Consider the following 19,927-nt stretch of genomic DNA (forward strand, 5'->3'; position numbering starts at 1 on the left):
AATGAACTGTTGAAAAAAAGGGGTGTATGAAGAATGGATGTTCGATATCCTATTGGGGAATTGCAAGTTCCTGAAAACATTACGTTGGGACAAGTGCAAGAGTGGCTAAAGGAAATTGAAACGTTCGGACGTCGATTGCGGGAAGCGGTGGACGGATTGAGCGGCGAGGAGTTGGATAAAACATACCGTGAGGGGGCATGGACAGTTCGCCAACTGGTCCATCATATAGCGGATGCCCAAGTAAACATGTATATTCGATTGAAATTGGCGCTCACAGACGACCATGCAACTGTGCCGGTATTCGATGAAAATCTGTGGGCAGTTCTTCCGGATACAACTCTTCCTGTTGAAAGCTCCATTAAAATCCTGGAGGGAACGAATGAACGCATCGTTTCATTGGGAAAGACGCTAACGGAAGAACAACTGAAGCGCACATACAACCATCAAATCAACGGCCCAACTGCTGTAGCGTCGGAACTTGCAAAAATGCGTTGGCACGAAGAACATCATTTGGCCCAGATTAAAATCGCATTATCCAAATAAATCAAATCGGCATGCCGGAATTCGGCAGCCGGTTTTTTTAGTGCGCCTGGCATGGGTGTAATCTATAGGGTGTAAGTCCCGAACCCCGAAGACAGAAGTAGAGGTTAGCTCAACGAAAGGGTGTCCGTGGTGACGCGGAATCTGAAGGAAGCTGGAGGCAAAACACCGGTCCGTGGAACACGAACCTCATATAAGGCTAGGTATGATTGAGTGAGTTTGCAAAACAAAACAAAGCTCTTTCTGTCGAAGGTCATATCGAGTAAATGAGGCGGATAGATGGTGTGAAAGTGCATGTACTTACCCGGGGAGGTCTGGCGGATATGTGAAGTACTCTTCATAACCTACTTAGTGATAAGTAGCTGAACCGTCAGAAGTCAGCAGAGGTCATCGTATTAGTTGGTTTAGAATTACTAAGAAGGACTGAACAATTAAGAGAGAATAGCCCTTGGCATTCAGTGAGTCATGATGAACACAGAAAACGTTACCTCACTTGAGGGAGGAAGCGGTGAATCCCGTGGGAGACCTCTTGGAGGGTGGAGTGACCACTGGCATAAAGAGAACAGCTATTCACGGAAGTTATATTAAGACTTGCGTCAATCATCTTAATTGAACCGCCGTATACGGAACCGTACGTACGGTGGTGTGAGAGGACGGGAGTTAATCGCTCCCTCCTACTCGATTCTTTATTAAAAGGTTTTATCATCAGCACCACTTGTCCCAACAATTCGCCCACCTTCATCTTCCCAACGGTCAATATCTAAAAAAACATCGTCCACATAAGGAAAACTTTTCAAAACCCATCATCCCTTTTTACTTATCATATGAAAAATGATAGATTTCGTTCATGGCTTCATTACTAAGACAATCGCCTTCAAGTGGCACGCGCTAATCATGCAGACAAAATTTCACTAACTCATCCCTTTTTGCTGTAAAATATTGCTACGGGATAGAGAAAGAGAATCGTATAAAGACAAAATCACAGGGGGGATGAACACATGGCAAAACAGAAAGAGATTTTTATTGTCTTTTTCCGTTCAGGGATTTTGGGATTTGGAGGAGGACCTTCCACAATTCCGCTCGTGCAAAAAGAAGTGGTCGATACTTTTCAAATGATGACAAATGAAGAATTTGCTGACGTGTTAGCTATTGGGAATACATTGCCCGGCCCGATTGCCACAAAAATGGCCGGCTATATCGGCTATCGGGTAGGCGGCTGGCTTGGGCTCATTAACGCATTAATCGCAACAATCCTTCCAACGGTTATTTTGATGATTGTGTTTTTAGCAACGTTAAAACAATTTAAAGATTTTGATTTTGTAAAAGGGATGACGAATGGTGTCGTTCCAGTTGTAGCGGTGATGCTTGGAGTGCTCACATGGGATTTTCTTAAAAAATCAAAGAAGTCTCTTGGTTGGAAAATTGGCGGCTTGATCCTCATTTTATCCATAGTTGGAATGCTCCTTTTAAAACTTCACCCAGGTCTTATTATCGGAGCATTACTTCTCGTAGCACTGCTTTTACCGGTGAAGAAGGAGGAGAGTAGTGAATGATATACGTGCAATTATTTTTAGCCTTCTTCTACCTATTATAATAATTTAAATGTGAAGTGAATAATGTTACTAAGGTTGTGGATATGTTCATAAAAACCGAGAAAATCTGGGGTGGATGTGGATACTGTCACAAAAACTGAAGATTCTGCCACAAAATCTGTTGATATGCTCACAAAACTCGTGAATAACTAAGGGGTAGGTGTGAACATTGTCACAAAAATCGGAAGAATTGCCACAAAATCTGTTGATATGTTCATAAAATCCGTAGATATAGTCAAAAAAAGTGGATATCCGGGACAGATATAAACACTGTCCCAAAATATATCCACAATTCAGCTTTGAATCTATCAAACGACGGCCATTTTTTCAGCCGCACCAACTACATTCACCCAAACCGTATCGCCAATTCTTACAGGGCAATGCATATCTGTAATCAAATGAATTTCCTCACCGCCAACCTCTACAATGGCATGTACTTCTCGCCCTTGGAACAACAGGTTTTTCACAATGCCACGCAATCCACAACCTGCATCCGACAGATGGAATTGCTCCGGTCGCACAGGGCACAGCCCCGCTAACTTAAAGGATTTATCCACATCTGGCATTATCCACGTCACGTCAGGTGCATCCATAGGTGTAAATTCATCTCCATGCCAAACACCTTTCATCATATTTGCCTTACTAATAAAGGTCGCGACAAATTCCGTCTTTGGATGGAAGTAAATTTCTTTCGGAGTTCCGACTTGCTCAATTAAACCATCTTTCATTACAACGATCTTATCCGCCATCGCGAGGGCTTCACTTTGGTCGTGGGTCACATACACGATAGATGTTTTAATTTGGCGATGAATGAGCTGAATTTCATTGCGTAATTCAATTCGTAACTTCGCATCTAAACTACTTAACGGCTCATCCATTAATAAAAGTGCAGGGGAGGGGCTCAACGCACGTGCAATCGCCACTCGCTGTTTTTGTCCCCCGGATAATTCGCTTGGCATCCGGTCTGCTAAATGGCTCAAGCCTACAATTTTCAACATCTCTTCCACACGAGCATCCGCATTTTTCTTCAGCTCGGAACTAACAAATCGATGATGTTTCAACGGAAATTTCACTTGCTCTTTCACTTTCATATGTGGCCATAACGCAAAGGATTGAAATACAAGGCCGATATTGCGCTTCTCAGGAGGCATAAAGCTAGATTCCGATGCCACTGTTTCTCCGTTCATCAATAACTCGCCTTCAGAAGGAGTCTCGAATCCGGAAAGCAAGCGTAACAATGTCGTTTTTCCGCATCCAGAAGGACCGACAATGGCAACAAACTCTCCGTCTTCGATCGTTAAATTGATTCCCTTTAAAGCTTCGAAAGAACCGAAACGTTTTTTAATGTTCACTAGTTCAGTTTTCATTTAATTTTACTCTCCTTTGCCAAACATAAATAAAGCCATAAACCATTGCAGCGAGAATTCCCATAAACATTAGTGTAATGACAGAAAAGGCAGTCGAATAAGTTGTGTAGCCTGCTTGTTCAAAGTTAAAAATAATGACACCGATCGTTTCCGCACCAGATGACCAGAGCAAAGAAGAAATCGTCAGTTCCGTTAACGCCGTTAACATGACTAAAATACTTCCGCTTAAAACCCCAGGTAAAATTAAAGGGAATAAAATGGAGCGCCACTTCGTCCAAACATTCGCCCCGAAAATATGGGCCGCCTCTTCTAAATCGACAGACACTTGGGTAATGGCTGAGGAACTACCACGCATTTGGAGTACCATAAATCTTGTCACATAAGCAATCAACAATATCCAAATGGAACCGTAAATACATGGGTTCCATCCCGGAATCGGCTGCATCCACGCAAAAATCATCGCTAATGCCAACACCATACCAGGCAACGTATACGGAATCGTCACAGCCACTTCTAAAAACTTTGATAAGAAGGAAGGTTTCCGCACTCGCACGTAAGCAATCATTGTTCCAACGACTAAACAGATGAGCATCGTGCCGCCAGCCAGTTGTAAACTATTCAACAACGCATCTTGCACTTTTCCGTAATCATATAAAAGATAATTATAGTTATGAAGGGTAATATTTTCTGGTATAAACGGTAAACCGTATGTTTTAATTAACGACGTTTTAATCATCGAAAACATCGGCACAACGCTCACGCCTAAAATAAATACCCAAATGCACATTTCCACAAAAGGACGAGACTTCTGCAACTGAATGCGCGGAGAATGATCCGTTGCAGCCGTTTCTGTCACTTTTGATTTTCTTAATAAAAACCATTGAACACCTGTTGCGAGTAGTGCGAACAATGCGAGCAACACAGAAAAGGTAGCCGCTCGTGAAAAAGCATTGTTGCCAAACCCAATTACTTCTTGATAAATAGCCGTACTTAACACCGTAATATTTGAAGGGATTCCTAAAAAGGCAGGAATACCGAAATTATCTAAGTTTGATAAAAAGGCAATCATCCCACCGCCAACAATCCCAGGTAACGCCAATGGAATCGTCACTTTCCAAAAGGTAAGGAAACGCCCACCACCAGACGTGCGAACGGCCCACTCTAATTCACGGGGAATCCGCTTCAACACGCTTACTGTAAATAAATACACAAGCGGGTAGTGGGATACACCAAGGATAAAAATAATCCCACCCATGGAATAAAGATTAATATCTACCCAAGCGATATCCCCAGCAAATTGGGTCCAGGCAATCGTCACGATATAAGATGGAATGATAAACGGAAGTAAAATGAACACTTGCATCCATTTTTTCAATCGGATATTTGTATAAGCGACAAACCAAGCTAAAGCGACGCCAAGGACAAGGGAAATAGCCGTCGAACCAAGGACAATGTAAAAGGTATTTTTTATGACTGTCCACGTATATTGTTCACTTAATATATTTGTATAATTATCAAAGGAAAAGGTGCCGTCTACTTGAAAACTCATCCATAAAAGTCTAACAACAGGAACAACAAAGAAAAGAAGAACAAGGAGAAGACTAAGGGTAAGTCCTCCTTTTTTTAAAAGCAGTGAAAACAATTCACTGCTTTTTTTTCCTTTATTTGCTTTCGTACTCATAAAAGCATTACTCGTCATTGCTTACTCTCCAAACATTGTTTTGAATTGGTCTTTATCTGTTTCGCGGTTTTGATATAATTCAGAAACGTCTGCGCCAAGCACTGTTAATTCATCTACACCTTTTAACCCTTCTGGAGCATCTACATCAGAACGAATTGGTGCATAGCCAAGGCTTGCTGCTAATTCTTGACCTTCTTTTGATAATACGAAGTCGATAAATGCTTTTGCTGCTTCTTCATTGTCAGATTCTTTCATTAACGCGATTGGCTCAGTAATTACTGGAACACCTTCTTCAGGGTAAACAATCGCAAGAGGAGAACCATCTTTAATCGCATTATTTACTAAATAGTCCACGATAATGGCATAAGATTGATCACCAGCTTGAATCCCTTTTAATGCAGAGCCGTTACCTTGACCAACTGTCACACCATTTGCTTTTAAGTTTTCATAGTAGTCCCAACCAATGTAGTCTGTGCGAGTGAAGATGCCTAAGTTATAAGCTGCAGCACCAGAATATAATGGGCTAGGCATAATTGTTTCGCCTTTTGTTGAGGCATCCGTTAAATCTAACCATGAAGTAGGAGCTTCAGAAACTAAATCTGTATTGTAAGCAATTACTGTAGACATTATTTTTGTACCTGCGTACATGTAGTCTTGATCGATATATTGTTCAGGAATGTTTGCAAATTCAGGTGATTCATAAGCTGCTAGTAAATCTTGATTTTTTAAGTTTTCGAATGTTACTTCATCGGCTACAAGTAACACGTCTGCTTGCACGTCACCTGCTTGCTTTTCCGCCATAATTTTACCGATGACTTCTTCCGTTCCAGAACGGAAAATTTCCACATCTACTTCAGGGTGAAGTTTATTAAATTCTGCCACTAAAGCAGTAGCGTCTGTTTCCGGTTGAGAAGTATAGAATGATAAAGTTCCGCTAAGCTTAGAAGTTTCTGTTTTTGGTGCATCATTCGTATTTGTTTCTGTTTCTTCTTTACCTGTTTCCGTTGATCCACAAGCTGCTAATCCTAATGCTAGAGTAAGTGTTGCTGGTGCCATCCATAATTTTTTCATTTTCATCAATAAACTCTCCTTTTAGATTAATAGATTTTGATATTTTTCTTTTAAAGCTTTATTTGTAAAACTTAATTGAATCGGTGTAATCGTTGCGTAACCTTCTTTAATCATCATAAAGTCGTGATCGAGTTGTTCACTTGTAATGCTAGAACGTCGATCTTTCAACCAGTAAACGAGTTGACCAAAAGCATCGTCAAAGGTTACGTGTTTATAACGATCTACCGAAAAATCTAAATCTGCCATTGTAAAGCCTTTAAATTCTTCCTTTGTAACAGAAGGGAAGTTCACATTCAATAACACTTTCGGATCTAAAGGTTGTTTGAGAAGTTTTGATAAAAATTCAAACAGCCATTTCTTACAATGAGTAAAGTTCGTTTCTTGCGGATTGTACGAATCAATGGATAAAGCGACTGCTGGTAAACCAAAAAGTTGGGCTTCCATTGCCGCATGAATTGTTCCTGAGTAAAACACGTCTCGTCCGATGTTCGAACCTAAATTAATCCCCGAAAAAACAACATCAATCGGTTCATCAATGAGTACTTCTAGCGCGAGTTTCACACAATCTGCAGGAGTACCGGAAACGCTCCAAGACTTCACTTGGTCATGGAAAGGGTTGTAACAGTCGACAGAAATAGGCTGTCTCATCGTAATCGAGTGACTCACTGCACTTTTTTCTGTGTTTGGGCTTACGACATACACTTTGCCGAAATTAGATAATACGTCGACTAAAGCCTTAATTCCTGGGGCAAAAATGCCATCATCATTGGTTACTAAAAAATTCATGAATACAGCTCCTTAAAAGATGGAGTAGGGGAGTTTGTAAATAATCTAGGTGATCATAGAAGAAGTCGTGACTATCCGATGAGTCAAGGCCTTCTAATACGACCGGTACGCCCAGCGCATCGATGGTTTCCCAAAGGTTTGCATCGAGCAATAACTCGCCTTTCCCTAGTGGTACATGATAAGTGGACTTCGTGGAGTCACTTATATGAATTTTGTCTATTCGTTTTAACGTTTTCAGTTCATCCACAATAGATAAATGTTGTGGAATATGGGCTACATCAAAAGTTGTTGTGATTGAATCGTTGCAGTGGGCTAACAATTCATTCATTTTTTGACTTGTGCAGTACATTTCTTTTCTTACCGGTTCCATTAATTCCAATGAAATGTTCACACCGTATTCCAAAGAGAGTTCCTGTAATTGTTGTAAAGTGGAAATCATCAATCGTTCATGAATCTCTCCAAACCGATTGTTCACCGTTCTTTTTCCAGGATGAACAGTGATGGATGGAACTTCTAACTGTTTTGCGATGTGAATGGATGCTTCAATCTCTCGTAATGATTGTTTTCGAATCCCAGCGTTGAGTGAGCATAAATTTAAGTCCCAACTATTGGCGTGGATCGTTGCTTCTAGTTGATAGGAATTTAAAAAATATTGAATCTCTTCAATTGTCCATTGTTGGAATTGAAGCTGTTCCACCCATATTTCAATTCCTGCTAAATTAGCGGACTTCACTTGTTGACAAATATGTTCAAAAGAATGTCCCCAAAACAATGTAGAGGAGGCATAGATTTTCATTGAAGCACCTTCTTTTTCACTACTTGTGGAATCCATTTCATTAATTCTTCTTCTATAAAAGGAACACTGCCAATCATTTGCGGATTTTTTGAAGTGAAACCATGAAAGTCACTTCCCACGCTTGTATATAAATGATGGGCTTTTGCAATGGTGTACCAGTGTTCCGTCGTTTCTTTACTATGGAGGGCATAAAAGACTTCGATTCCGTCAATTCCTTCCTTTAGCACTTCGTCGAACTGAAATTCAAATTTGTAAATACCAGGGTGTGCTAAAAAGGCAAGGCCACCAGCTTCGTGAATAATGTCAATTGCTTCTTTGGAAGTTTTGCCGGCCCGTTCAACAAAGGCAGGAGCACCTTTTTTCAGGAGGGCATTGTAGGCCGCATCAGCTGTTTCAAAGGCACCTATAGATACCAATTCATCCGCGATATGAGTGCGAACAATAATGCCACCTTTTGCCCGGTTCATACAATGTTCCCATTCGATGTTGTAGCCGAGCTGCCTGAGCTTTTCTACGATTTTTTGGCTCCAACGAATGCGTTCATTTTTTCGAAATTCACAGTAGGCCTTTAAGGAAGGATGGTTTGGATCAATTCCATAGCCTAAAATGTGCAATTCACCATTTGGACCATCTGTATTAAATTCCATCCCTACAATTAAATTGGTCGATTGCAAGGAAGGGTGATTTTCGAGCGCGGTATAGGCACCGAGCGCATCATGGTCCGTAATAGACATAAAATCAAGCTTTTGCGTGAGTGCAAGCTGCAATAGTTCTTCAGGTGTCATTTCACCATCAGAGCAGGTCGTATGCATATGTAAATCGATTTTCAACAAATCCACACCTTTCTTTCAGTTCGCTTTTAAGTTTAGGAGAGAATTGTAAAGATGATTAACGGGTTTGTTTTAAGGATTGTTAGAAAAATGTAAAGAAAAATAGTGGATTTTGATGGGAAAGAAGGGTTTGGGAAGGGAATATTTACACAGAATTAATATTCAGAGTTTTGGAAGGGTTAGATTGTAAATGCGGCGTTTACAATTATGGAAAAGTTAAATATTGAATAAGAATAGTGATATTCGGGCGAAATTATTGGAAGAGGGCGATAAGTTCATAAAAGGGGGCGATATTGCCACAAAGTAGGGCAATAACTTCACAAAAGGGAGCAATATTGTCACAAAACAGGGCAAAAATATTTGGAGAGGCATATGTTCAGCGTCACAAAATCCAGCGATAAGTTCACAAAGCCCATCGAAATCGTCACAAAATCCAGCGATAAGTTCACAAAGCCCATCGAAATCGTCACAAAATCCAGTGAAAACGCCCAAGCTCATCGAAATTGTCACAAAATCCAGTGAAATTGCCCAAGCTCATCGAAATCGTCACAAAATCCAGTGAAATTGCCCAAGCCCATCGAAATTGTCACAAAATCCAGCGATAAGTTCACAAAGCCCATCGAAATCGTCACAAAATCCAGCGATAAGTTCACAAAGCCCATCGAAATCGTCACAAAATCCAGTAAAAACGCCCAAGCCCATCGAAATCGTCACAAATTCAGTGAAATCGCCCGTGCCCATCGAAATCGTCACAAAATCCAGTGAAAACGCCCAAGCTCATCGATATTGTCACAAAACCCGGCAAATCTGAGGATATCCTTGGCGGAAGTGTGAAGTCTAACTAAAGGGAGCCACTAAAAAAGCCGATTTGAACACATTCAGGTTCAAATCGGCTTCCATTCGTAAAACTTTTAATTAAAATATGAACTCTGTAATTAAGAATAATAGAGTTGGGCATAACAAACATCCTAAACCAGTGTAGAACGTTGCTGTTACAGCGCCATATGGTACTAATTTTGGATCAGTCGCTGCTAAACCACCCGTTACGCCGGAAGTTGTCCCCATTAATCCGCCATAAACCATGGCAGACGTTGGATTATTTAAGCCTATGAATCTAGCAATAAATGGAGTACCAACCATCACTAATACGGCTTTTACTAAACCTGCTGCAATACTGATGGCAATCACTTCTGAACTTGCATTTAATGCGGCACCTGTCACCGGACCAACAATATACGTAACGGTTCCAGCACCAATGGTTGTAATGCTCACCGCATCTCGGTAGCCGAATACAAATGCGAAGATTACCCCTACAATAAAGGACAACACGACGCCGATAAATAGGGAGATGACACCTTTAAAACCGGCTTTTTTAATTTCATCAAAGTTTGCACCAAAAGAAGTAGCGACGATGGCGAAGTCTCTTAACATACTGCCGCCTAAAAAGCCCATTCCTGCTAAAAAACTCACATCTGCTATTCCTTTCGTGCCACCAGTTGCTACTCCACCAAAGTAAGCTAATACTAAACCAATCACAATGGCAATAGCAGAGCCATGAATCCTACCTTTTGTGAATTTATCAGATATGAAATAAGCTAACCACATCGTTAATCCGACTACAACAAATGCAGTAATCAATCCATTATTTACGAAAACATTTTTGATTAAATCAAGCATCCGTTTCCCCCCTCACGATGGCTTCATGAAATGTTGATTCAGAATGTTTTTTTCCGCTGAGCAGGGGAACACATGCCCAACTAATTACAACAACGCCGATTCCAGCAAGAATGGCTAATGGACCGCCTGTTAACGCTCCCAATACGTTTTGACTGGCTGCCATCGCAATGACAACAGGAATATACATCTGATTCCAAAAACTTAAACCATCTAAAGAAGGTTTAGAAATTTTCCCTGCTTTTATCAACTTATCAACAATAATGATTAAAAGCAGCATGGCAATTCCTACGCCACCAACATTTGAATCTACTCCCATCAAAGCCCCAATGAATTCACCGACAATTGAACCAACCAAAAAACACCCAGCTAAAATTGCAACCCCGTAGATGACCAACATTTAACACCCCTTTTCGTGAATTAATAGAATATTCAGTCGACTGTATATTTGTAAGATATCATATTTCAGAGAAAGAAATAAATCAAGAACAAAATTGAAATAAATAGAAAAAAAACGAATTTTCGATTGAAAATATGCATTTTCTATATTATGATTTATGTACACAGTCGACTGTATATTCTAAAAAAAGAAAAAATACAGAATATAGAATAGAGAAGTGATGAACATGGAATTTTTTATTAATTATCCATCAGATAATGCATTATCAAGAATGGTTGCAGAAAAAATCATCGAGCAAATATTAAAAGGGGAACTAAAACCAGGGGATAAAATTGTTGAAAGCACTTATGCCGAATTGTTTAACATCAGCCGCTCTCCAGTTAGAGAAGCGATTTATTTGCTCACAACAGAAGGATTAATTGAAAGAATTCCAAGAAAAGGTGCCTTTGTCAAAGGGTATACACTATCTGAAATACAAGATTTATTAGATATTCGAAATAATATTGAGCTATTATCAGCGAAAAAAATTCGAGATCCACATAAAAAACAAGATTTATTAAAAGAATTGAAGCTTATTTTGGATGAAATGGATGACTGTTGCAACCGACTGCAATACGTATATCTTAACTACGCATATCACTATACGCTCATCAAATTTAGCGAAAGTTCCGTATTAGAAGAAGTGTATAGTAAAATTAGCCTTCCTCTTATTCGAATTCAAAGCATTCACTTTTCATTAACGGAAGCGGTAGAAAACTCGAAAACAGAGCATCGAAAAATGTATGAGTTTTTAAAAGAAAATAGAGTTGAAGAATTTATTTCACTGCTTCGCAAACATACGGAAGATGTGATTACAAATGTTAGTAAAATTTTATTCTAGAGAGGAGGCTTATATTGAAAAGTGCTTTTCTCTTTCCAGGGCAAGGTTCTCAATACGAAGGAATGCTCTATGATTTACCTGATGATCCAACCGTAAAAGAAATCTTAAAAGAAAGCGAAGAAATATTAAATATTTCAATTGATTCATTGCATACAAAAGAAGCTCTCTCATCAACTAAGGCGGTGCAACAATGTTTATTAATTGCTTCTGTCAGTGCATTGAAAGTGTTTGAAAAAAATGGGCTAATCCCTGATTTTGTTGCGGGCCATTCTGTTGGCGCATTTGGAGCTGCTGTAGCTTCAGGTGTTATTTCATTTGAAACAGCATTAAAGTTAGTCACAAAACGAGGCGAACTCATGGAAAAAGCCTATGATTTGGGATACGGAATGGCTGTTGTATTAGGATTAGATGAATATAAACTATCCGAAATCGTTAACGAGCTATTCGATGAAAAAGAACCGGTATATGTCTCTAACCGAAATGCGCCAACCCAAATCACCCTGTCTGGTTCTATCAAGGGTTTAGAACGAGTCATCGAATATGTGAAAGCCAATGGCGCTACATCGGCTCATCTGCTAAATGTATCGACTCCTTCTCACTGTCCGTTGTTTCAACAGGTAAGTGAAGAGCTAAAAAAGGAACTGGATAATTGTGAGCTAAAAAATCCGAAAATTCCGATTTCTAGCAATATCAATTCAAGATTATTAACGACGGCTGATGCGGTAAAAGAAGACTTAGCAAAAAGTATTTGTTATCCGGTTCGATGGCATGATGCTGTCAACTTGCTATATGAGATGGGAGCAAAATGTATGATTGAAATGCCACCAGGAAATGTTTTATCGAAGTTAGCCCAACAAGCATTTCCTCCCGTTCAAACGATGTCTGTCACAATGAATGGAATAGACGATTGTTTATACGTCATGTCAAATCAATAAAGGGGTGTTCATAATGGTGATTTCAAAGGTGGAAATGGAAAGGAAATCTTGGACTACAAGAGTCGAAGCGAAAAAGAAAACCATCGAAAGCGTCCAAGGTCTGGTTGACGGAGTGATTATTCCGACCAAGCGTATTGTGGAAGTATTGGAGCGGTTAATAAAACCTGGCGATCGAGTTGTACTGGAAGGAAATAACCAAAAACAAGCTTCGTTTTTATCGAAATCTTTAGTGCAAGTAGATCCGAAAAAAGTTCACGATTTGCACATGATTATTTCCAGCATTTCAAGACCAGAACATTTAGATTTATTTGAATATGGAATTGCTAGAAAAATAGATTTTTCCTATGCGGGTCCACAAAGCCTTCGCATCGCTCAAATGATAGAAGATGGAAAAATTGAATTAGGCGACTTGCATACGTATATCGAGCTTTATGGGCGATTGTTTGTAGACTTAATTCCGCAAGTGGCTCTCGTTGCGGCAGATAAGGCAGATCCATACGGGAATCTTTATACTGGCCCAAATACAGAAGAAACGCCCACATTAGTAGAAGCTACTGCGTTCCATGACGGCATTGTCATTGTGCAAGTAAACGAAATAGTCGATGAGTTGCCTCGAGTTGATATTCCAAGTTCATGGGTGGATTTTGTTGTAGTGGCAGATGAGCCTTATGAGTTGGAACCGTTATTTACGAGAGATCCAAGACACATCACAGATATTCAAATTTTACAAGCAATGATGATTATTCGCGGCATTTACGAAAAACATGGGGTTAAATCGTTAAACCATGGCATCGGTTTTAATACAGCCGCTGTAGAATTGCTGTTGCCAACGTACGGTGAATCATTAGGGTTAAAAGGAAAGATTTGTACGAACTGGGTTCTAAATCCGCACCCGACATTAATTCCAGCGATTGAGTCTGGATGGGTAGAGAGCGTCTATTGTTTCGGCGGCGAGTTAGGAATGGAAAAATATATTGAAGCAAGAAGAGATATTTTCTTCACTGGAAAAGATGGCAGTCTTCGCTCAAACCGAACTTTAGCCCAACTAGCTGGCCAATATGCAGTGGATTTATTTATTGGCTCCACTTTGCAAATGGATGCTTTAGGAAATTCATCCACTGTAACGAGAGGGCGAGTGGCCGGCTATGGTGGAGCACCGAATATGGGGCATAACCCTGGTGGACGAAGACACGCAACAGATGCTTGGTATAATCTCAAAACTTCTGATGATCCGCTGGCAAGAGGCAAAAAGTTAGTCGTGCAAGTGGCTGAAACATTCCAAGAAGCAAACAAGCCAGTATTTGTTGAATCTCTTGATGCTATTCATGTGAAAGATCAGGCAAAGCTACGAGTGGCGCCAGTGATGATTTATGGAGAAGACGTAACACATATTGTGACGGAGGAAGGAATTGCTTACCTTTACAAATCAGATAGTATGGCTGAAAGACGAGAAATGATTGCGGCGATTGCAGGGGTAACACCGATTGGTATGGAGCATAATCCGAAATCAACTGAAAAATTGCGAGAGAAAGGGCTTATTGCAATGCCTGAAGACTTAGGAATTCGCCGTTCTGATGCCAAACGTTCATTGCTTGCCGCTAAAAATATTGATGAACTCGTGCAATGGTCAGGAGGATTGTACAACCCACCAGCCAGATTCCGCAGTTGGTAAGGAGAGGGGGAGACAAGTGATTGATGCATACCAATTATCATCCACATTAGCTGAATTAGCAGTTTCCTCACTCATTGAAGAAGTATCGCTAACTCCCAAACCTGGGCTTGTGGACCGAAATGACCAAGGTTCACATGATGATTTAACGTATCACATGATGATTGAGTCAGCGCAAAGTTTACGAGAAACCTTCTATCAAATGGCCTTTGAGTCATATGGTGAAAAGCCTTCTCAATATTTGCGGGAAAGAATCGGTGAGATTGGTAGACAAGGCGAAATGAGGATGTTTCAAGTGACAAAGGGCGTCAACACCCATAAAGGAGCCATTTGGTCGCTTGGATTAATAACAGCCGCAGCAGCCATCCATTGCGGAGCGTGCGATGAAGAAACCGATGAAGAAACCCTTTGTTTTACTGCGGGAGAAATTGCGCGATACGAAGATCGATTTATTCCCTTTCAACGAACTAATGGCATGAAGGCGATTCAAAAATATGGAGTTTTGGGTGCGAAGGCAGAGGCACAACTGGCTTTTCCCCACATTCGCCATTACAGTTTGCCGGAATTTAAGTCATCGTTACAACGTTATAATTATGAAATTGCAAAGTTCAGAGCGTTACTAGCGCTAATGGCAAATTTAGATGATACGTGCCTATTGCACCGTGGCGGAATGGAAGGTTTAATATTTGCCAAACGGTACGCCAAGAAAGTTCTGAATAATGGGAATTTAGAAGAACTGGAAGATATGAATGAGCAATTTGTGAAGCGGCACTTATCGCCAGGAGGGAGCGCTGACTTACTAGCCGCTACCATTTATATCTATAAAATTTGTCAAACGCAATATGCACATCAAATGGAAGTTGTCACAACCACTTAAAAAAGGGGAGAGGTAGAGTGGAGAAGTTCACATATTCATTTCCAGCGACAAAGAAAATTACAAATCGAGCCCATGTTGGCGTTGTCGGATCAGGCGATTTGGAAGTGCTTGTGGAACCGACTGATGATAATCAAGCAGTATTTGAAATTCGTACTGGGATTACGGGCTTCCAAGATACGTGGAAAAAAGTCATCGAGCGTTTTGTCAGCCTAAATGATGTTTCAGCCCGCATTACGATTAACGATTTCGGGGCAACACCGGGAATCGTTTCCCTTCGTTTGGCACAAGCAGTGGAGGTGAGTGGAAATGGTAAAGGTTATGACGAATAGTTTAGTAGAAAGTTTAGCGCGGGAAAGAGCATTCCAGCTACTGGACCAAGGAAGCGCTTATGAAATATTAGGCCCTTTTGATCGATTTGGGTCTCCGCACTTGGAAAAACAAAACATCGTACCACAATTTGATGATGGCATGATTATTGTAAAAGGAAAACTGAATGGCAATGATGCCGTTGTGATTTCCATTGAAGGAAAATTCCAAGGCGGCGGAATTGGAGAAGTGTCGGGAGCCAAATTCGCAGGTACATTGGAAAAAATCTTAAAAGAATGCAAGAAGGGCAATAGAATATATCCTATTATCATTTACGATACAGGTGGAGTGCGTTTGCAAGAAGCAAATTACGGCTTGCTCTCCATTGCGGAAATTAGTGCGGCCATCGTGGAATTGCGCGAGTATGTGCCTGTTGTTGGCATCATTCCAGGAAAAATCGGATCTTTTGGTGGCATGTCCTTAACAGCAGGATTATGCAGTGCATTGATTATGACGCGGGAAGGCCGTTTAGGAATGAATGGACCGGAAGTCATCCAGCAAGAAGCGGGAATTCGAGAACTGGATTCCAGAAACAATCCATTAATATGGAAAATGATTGGTGGAGCAGCTCGTAAAGAAGCTGGATTGATTGATATTTTAGTAGAAGATGATGTACAAAACTTTAAAGAAGCGATTTTGAGCGTTTGGAACGGAGAAATTGAATTCAAAAATAGAACAAAACAAATTGATCATTATTTATCCTTATATAAATCTTGTACATTAGAAGAAAGAATATTGCCAGAAGTCGCAAGGGAATTGTTAGCGACAGACACAGAAATTCAAGATACAGAATTGCCAGTTCCAACAGAAGTTGTAGAAAGCACAGGAAGAAAGTGGTTCAACTTATTGACGAATGGCAAACCATCCATTAGTGAAGTTCCATCGGTATTAGTAGCAGATACAACGATAAATGGCATTAAAGCGCGAGTCATTGCGGTTGTGCCAAATCCAGAAAACATTTATTACCGTGCCCGGAAAGGGGAAGTTGGTTTATTGGAAGGATGGACCATCGCAAAATATGTGCAGCAGGCGATTGATGAGGACTGCGATGCGGCCGAAAAACGACTAATTATTCCAATTGTCGATGTACCAAGCCAAGCCTTTGGTTATCATGAAGAATTGCTCGGCCTTTATTTGGCTTGTTCCGCGGCAATCGATGCATATGCAACAGCGAGACTTGCGGGGCATCCAATTGTGACGGCGATTGTTGGAAATGCGATTTCCGGGGCGTTCTTATCCCACGGCATGCAAGGGAATCGCTTAATTGCTTTAAATGATGATGGCGTCAACGTCCATGTGATGTCGAAAAAATCAGCGGCAATCATCACGATGCGTTCCATTGAAGAACTGGATGAAGCAGCGAAGGAAGTTCCGGCGATGGCTTATGATATCCAATCATTCCAAAAGCTTGGAGCACTCTATCAATTGCTGGATGGGGTAAATGGGAAAAATCCAAATGATGATGACAAAAAGGTGTTAATGGATGCTATTATCGACGCATATCACGACATTCAAAAGCACAATGATCGAGATTTATCTTGCCGATTAACATCTGAAATTGCTAAAAACGGCGGCAGAGCAGCTTCTATTAAAGTAAGAGAGATGATTGAGGCACAATGGAAATAAAGGTACATGATATTGTGAAATTTGAAAGCATTGATGTTCTCGAAAAAACGACTCCAATTCCAGATTGGGTGTTTAATGCACCTGCAGCGAAAAACTATGGGGTAGTCAGAAGAATGCCCATTATGGACGATATGGTTCCAATCGGTTTACGCGGCAATACAAGAGAACAGCGCTTCGGAACGTTTATTCATAAAAGCCGTATTGTAGAAGTGATGACACCTATTGAATTAGTGGATCGAATTGAAGGATATACCAATGAAATACATCTTCCCACTTTGAAAAAAATAAAACAGGCTTTTGAACAATTCAACTTACGATGGGGGCCGACTGGAAGCGTCGGATTTGAGCTCGCCACAGATATTTCGGTGACGACAGAAAGAAGCGATCTTGACCTATGCATTTATATGGATGCAATAGATAGGGAATTGCTAGTAGAAGTAGGGAAGTTTTTAGAAAAATTGGAGCGAAGAGTCGACGTACAGGTTGAACTGGCTTCTGTCGGTGCGTTTTTATTACATGACTTTTTAAAACACGAAAAATTAGGGTTTGTGATAAGAACGCCATTTGGTCCTCAATTATGCACGACAGTAGAAAATCAAATTCGATTACTTGTAAATCAATAAAGAGATGCGAAAGCGTCTCTTTTTTTATTGCAACTCAATCACTTCACAAAACGGGATAATAGGGTCACAATAAGAGAAAAGGCATGTTGGTATAAGCGTAAATGCAAGAAAAAAATAGGAATGGAAATAATCGAACAGGAGACATGTGATGGAATACTATAAATTTTTAAGACAGTATGTTGGGACAAAACCGTTAATTTTACCGGGATCGGTAGTGATCATCTGCAACGAAAAAGGAGAAGTGCTGTTGCAAAAACGGCCAGAAGGTAGATGGGGACTTCCAGGCGGCTTGATGGAGCTGGGGGAAAGCTTTGAAGAAGTGGCGGAGCGGGAAGTGCGAGAAGAAATCGGTTTGGAAATCCGAAACTTAAAACTCCTTCACGTTTTCTCAGGGAAGGAATTTTACACCAAAACCCCAAACGGCGATGAGTTTTATAGCGTTACAGCGGTATTTTATACGAATGAATTCGAAGGAACCCTGCAATGCCAACCCTCCGAAACCCTCGAAGTCCGCTTCTTTAAACGCAGCAACTTGCCGGAAAACATGGTGGGGAGTCATAGGAGGTTTGTTCAGTTACTAGAAAATTTTCGATAGGAAAAGATATATTTTTACATCTTTTAAAAAAGGAATCATACATCATGTAAAATTATGAGCCATCAAACTAAATGCAATTTTTATGTACTTTAGAGTTAATAGATATTATTAATTAACTGAATATTTCAGCTATAATTTAAATTAAGAGTAAAAATACATTGTTTGTTAGAAACAAGGATGTATGTAAAACATCCTTGTTATACTTTAAACAATAATAATCTAAATTATCATTTAGTAAATAGGTGTGAATGGCGAATGAAATATTTTAATGAAGAAGAGCTACTTTTAAAAGCAAAACAAGCTAGGGGAAAAACATTTAAGGAAATTGATAAGTATAATCGCCTCAGTAAGAAGGGGGCAACTGGTGCATTAGGTAATATTATTGAAGAAAGTTTTTTTGGATATGAGGTAAACTCTAAAGCTGAAGCAGATTTTTCTAATTTGGGTATTGAATTGAAAGTAACCCCCTTTAAACAAAATAAAAATAAAACATTATCAGCTAAAGAAAGATTAGTATTAAACATAATTAATTATATGGAAGAAGTCCAAAAAGATTTTTGGAGCTCAAGTTTTTGGGAAAAAAACAATAAATTATTGCTAATGTTTTACGAATGGAAGCCGAATATTGATCGTGGTGACTATCGTATTGTAGAAACTATTTTATTTACGTTTCCGGAAGAAGATTTAGAAATCATAAAAAAAGATTGGGAGTACATTGTAAATAAAATTCGTGCAGGAGAGGCGCATAAATTATCAGAAGGTGATACCCAATATTTAGGTGCTTGTACCAAAGGGGCTAATAAAAATTCATTAAGACAACAACCTTTCAGTGATATTCCAGCCATGCAAAGGGCTTATTCTTTGAAAACATCATATATGACAGCTCTTGTTAGACAAATTATTTTAAAAGAAAAATTGGTAAAATTCGCTAAATTCGATGAATTAAAAGAGAAAACAATTGAACAATTACTTCATGAAAAGTTCTCACCTTATATTGGCATGTCTATGCAAGAAATGGCGGACAAACTAAATATAAAAATCAATCCAAAAAATAGGGCTGCAGTTCCGAACTTAATAAGTGCATTACTTGGTGTCAAAGGAACAAAACTTGATAAAATTTCAGAGTTTGCAAAAGCAAATATTCAATTTAAAACAGTTCGTTTACAACAAAATGGTCGTCCAAAGGAAAGTATGTCTTTTGTGAATATTGATTTCTATGAAATATTAGAGGAAAATTGGGAAAATAGTTTTATTCGAAATTACTTTTTAGAAACACAAATACTCTTTGTTGTATTTCAATACGATGAAAATAATGTTCTTCGATTTAAAGGTATTAAGCTTTGGCATATGCCAGTTGAAACGATTGAAAATGAAGTATTTGAATATTGGAAAGAAATAAGGAGAGTTTTAAAAGAAGGCGTTATTTTGAAACAAACAAAGAAAGGCGTAGAAAATAACTTTCCTAAGTCAAATTTCAACGGTGTACTTCATGTTCGTCCAAAAGGAAAAGATGCTAGTGACAAAGTAAAATTACCTGATGGACAGTGGATTACGAAGCAATGTTATTGGTTAAATGCTGATTATATCTATGAAATCGTAAAAGACATTGGAGAGTAATT

19 protein-coding genes are annotated in these 19,927 nt (G+C 39.6%); 11 read left to right on the forward strand and 8 right to left on the reverse strand.

The features are described 5' to 3' along the window. Positions 1 to 33 precede the first annotated feature (33 nt). Positions 34 to 543 (forward strand): YfiT family bacillithiol transferase, encoded by a 510-nt coding sequence (locus tag UtA1_RS04680; RefSeq protein ID WP_096550198.1) that lies wholly within the window; start codon positions 34 to 36, stop codon positions 541 to 543. 995 nt (positions 544 to 1,538) lie between these two features. Next, positions 1,539 to 2,093 carry a chromate transporter gene (locus UtA1_RS04690; protein ID WP_096550200.1) on the forward strand — a complete coding sequence of 185 codons (555 nt, stop codon included), beginning with the start codon at positions 1,539 to 1,541 and terminating at the stop codon, positions 2,091 to 2,093. 347 nt (positions 2,094 to 2,440) lie between these two features. Here the strand turns inward: UtA1_RS04690 and UtA1_RS04695 are convergent, their stop codons facing one another. From UtA1_RS04695 to madL, 8 genes are all read right to left on the reverse strand, one after another. After that, entirely contained in the window at positions 2,441 to 3,499 is a 1,059-nt protein-coding gene (locus UtA1_RS04695) for an ABC transporter ATP-binding protein (protein WP_096550201.1), read from the reverse strand. Next, positions 3,489 to 5,198 carry an ABC transporter permease gene (locus tag UtA1_RS04700; RefSeq protein WP_232019904.1) on the reverse strand — a complete coding sequence of 570 codons (1,710 nt, stop codon included), beginning with the start codon at positions 5,196 to 5,198 and terminating at the stop codon, positions 3,489 to 3,491. The genes UtA1_RS04695 and UtA1_RS04700 overlap by 11 nt, the downstream gene beginning before the upstream one ends. A gap of 3 nt (positions 5,199 to 5,201) precedes the next feature. Next, a complete protein-coding gene (locus tag UtA1_RS04705; RefSeq protein WP_331855059.1) occupies positions 5,202 to 6,257 on the reverse strand; it encodes an ABC transporter substrate-binding protein in 1,056 nt (351 codons plus the stop codon). Between the two features lie 15 nt (positions 6,258 to 6,272). Further along, positions 6,273 to 7,037, reverse strand: a complete 765-nt coding sequence (gene surE / locus UtA1_RS04710; RefSeq protein ID WP_096550202.1) for a 5'/3'-nucleotidase SurE — start codon at positions 7,035 to 7,037, stop codon at positions 6,273 to 6,275. Continuing rightward, complete coding sequence (locus UtA1_RS04715; RefSeq protein ID WP_096550203.1) at positions 7,015 to 7,869, reverse strand: sugar phosphate isomerase/epimerase family protein; 855 nt, start codon at positions 7,867 to 7,869, stop codon at positions 7,015 to 7,017. The genes surE and UtA1_RS04715 overlap by 23 nt, the downstream gene beginning before the upstream one ends. Next, positions 7,830 to 8,663: a PHP domain-containing protein gene (locus tag UtA1_RS04720; protein WP_096550204.1), complete on the reverse strand. Its 834-nt coding sequence runs from the start codon at positions 8,661 to 8,663 to the stop codon at positions 7,830 to 7,832. The genes UtA1_RS04715 and UtA1_RS04720 overlap by 40 nt, the downstream gene beginning before the upstream one ends. Before the next feature lie 915 nt (positions 8,664 to 9,578). Continuing rightward, complete coding sequence (gene madM, locus UtA1_RS04725) at positions 9,579 to 10,340, reverse strand: malonate transporter subunit MadM (protein WP_096550206.1); 762 nt, start codon at positions 10,338 to 10,340, stop codon at positions 9,579 to 9,581. After that, positions 10,333 to 10,734: a malonate transporter subunit MadL gene (madL, locus tag UtA1_RS04730; protein ID WP_096552413.1), complete on the reverse strand. Its 402-nt coding sequence runs from the start codon at positions 10,732 to 10,734 to the stop codon at positions 10,333 to 10,335. The genes madM and madL overlap by 8 nt, the downstream gene beginning before the upstream one ends. Positions 10,735 to 10,963: 229 nt before the next feature. Here madL and UtA1_RS04735 point away from each other — a divergent pair, with 229 nt between their 5' ends. The 9 genes from UtA1_RS04735 to UtA1_RS04775 all read left to right on the forward strand — a co-directional run bounded on the left by UtA1_RS04735 (position 10,964) and on the right by UtA1_RS04775 (position 19,925). Beyond that, entirely contained in the window at positions 10,964 to 11,617 is a 654-nt protein-coding gene (locus UtA1_RS04735) for a GntR family transcriptional regulator (RefSeq protein WP_096550207.1), read from the forward strand. A 14-nt stretch (positions 11,618 to 11,631) separates the two neighbouring features. Continuing rightward, positions 11,632 to 12,552, forward strand: coding sequence for a malonate decarboxylase subunit epsilon (mdcH, locus tag UtA1_RS04740; protein ID WP_096550208.1), 921 nt, complete (start codon positions 11,632 to 11,634; stop codon positions 12,550 to 12,552). 13 nt (positions 12,553 to 12,565) lie between these two features. Next, positions 12,566 to 14,224 (forward strand): malonate decarboxylase subunit alpha, encoded by a 1,659-nt coding sequence (gene mdcA, locus UtA1_RS04745; RefSeq protein ID WP_096550209.1) that lies wholly within the window; start codon positions 12,566 to 12,568, stop codon positions 14,222 to 14,224. A gap of 16 nt (positions 14,225 to 14,240) precedes the next feature. Further along, positions 14,241 to 15,098: a triphosphoribosyl-dephospho-CoA synthase MdcB gene (gene mdcB, locus UtA1_RS04750; RefSeq protein WP_096550210.1), complete on the forward strand. Its 858-nt coding sequence runs from the start codon at positions 14,241 to 14,243 to the stop codon at positions 15,096 to 15,098. A 17-nt stretch (positions 15,099 to 15,115) separates the two neighbouring features. Beyond that, positions 15,116 to 15,427: a malonate decarboxylase subunit delta gene (locus tag UtA1_RS04755; RefSeq protein WP_016838819.1), complete on the forward strand. Its 312-nt coding sequence runs from the start codon at positions 15,116 to 15,118 to the stop codon at positions 15,425 to 15,427. After that, positions 15,405 to 17,090 (forward strand): biotin-independent malonate decarboxylase subunit beta, encoded by a 1,686-nt coding sequence (mdcD, locus tag UtA1_RS04760; RefSeq protein WP_096550211.1) that lies wholly within the window; start codon positions 15,405 to 15,407, stop codon positions 17,088 to 17,090. The genes UtA1_RS04755 and mdcD overlap by 23 nt, the downstream gene beginning before the upstream one ends. Next, a complete protein-coding gene (locus tag UtA1_RS04765) occupies positions 17,081 to 17,713 on the forward strand; it encodes a malonate decarboxylase holo-ACP synthase (RefSeq protein ID WP_096550212.1) in 633 nt (210 codons plus the stop codon). The genes mdcD and UtA1_RS04765 overlap by 10 nt, the downstream gene beginning before the upstream one ends. Before the next feature lie 148 nt (positions 17,714 to 17,861). After that, complete coding sequence (locus UtA1_RS04770; protein WP_096550213.1) at positions 17,862 to 18,308, forward strand: NUDIX hydrolase; 447 nt, start codon at positions 17,862 to 17,864, stop codon at positions 18,306 to 18,308. 255 nt (positions 18,309 to 18,563) lie between these two features. Continuing rightward, on the forward strand, positions 18,564 to 19,925 hold the full coding sequence (locus UtA1_RS04775; protein WP_096550214.1) for a Sau3AI family type II restriction endonuclease: 1,362 nt from the start codon (positions 18,564 to 18,566) through the stop codon (positions 19,923 to 19,925). Positions 19,926 to 19,927 lie beyond the last annotated feature (2 nt).

It is taken from the genome of Ureibacillus thermosphaericus, from assembly GCF_002370195.2.
Classification (GTDB): Bacteria; Bacillota; Bacilli; order Bacillales_A; family Planococcaceae; genus Ureibacillus; species Ureibacillus thermosphaericus.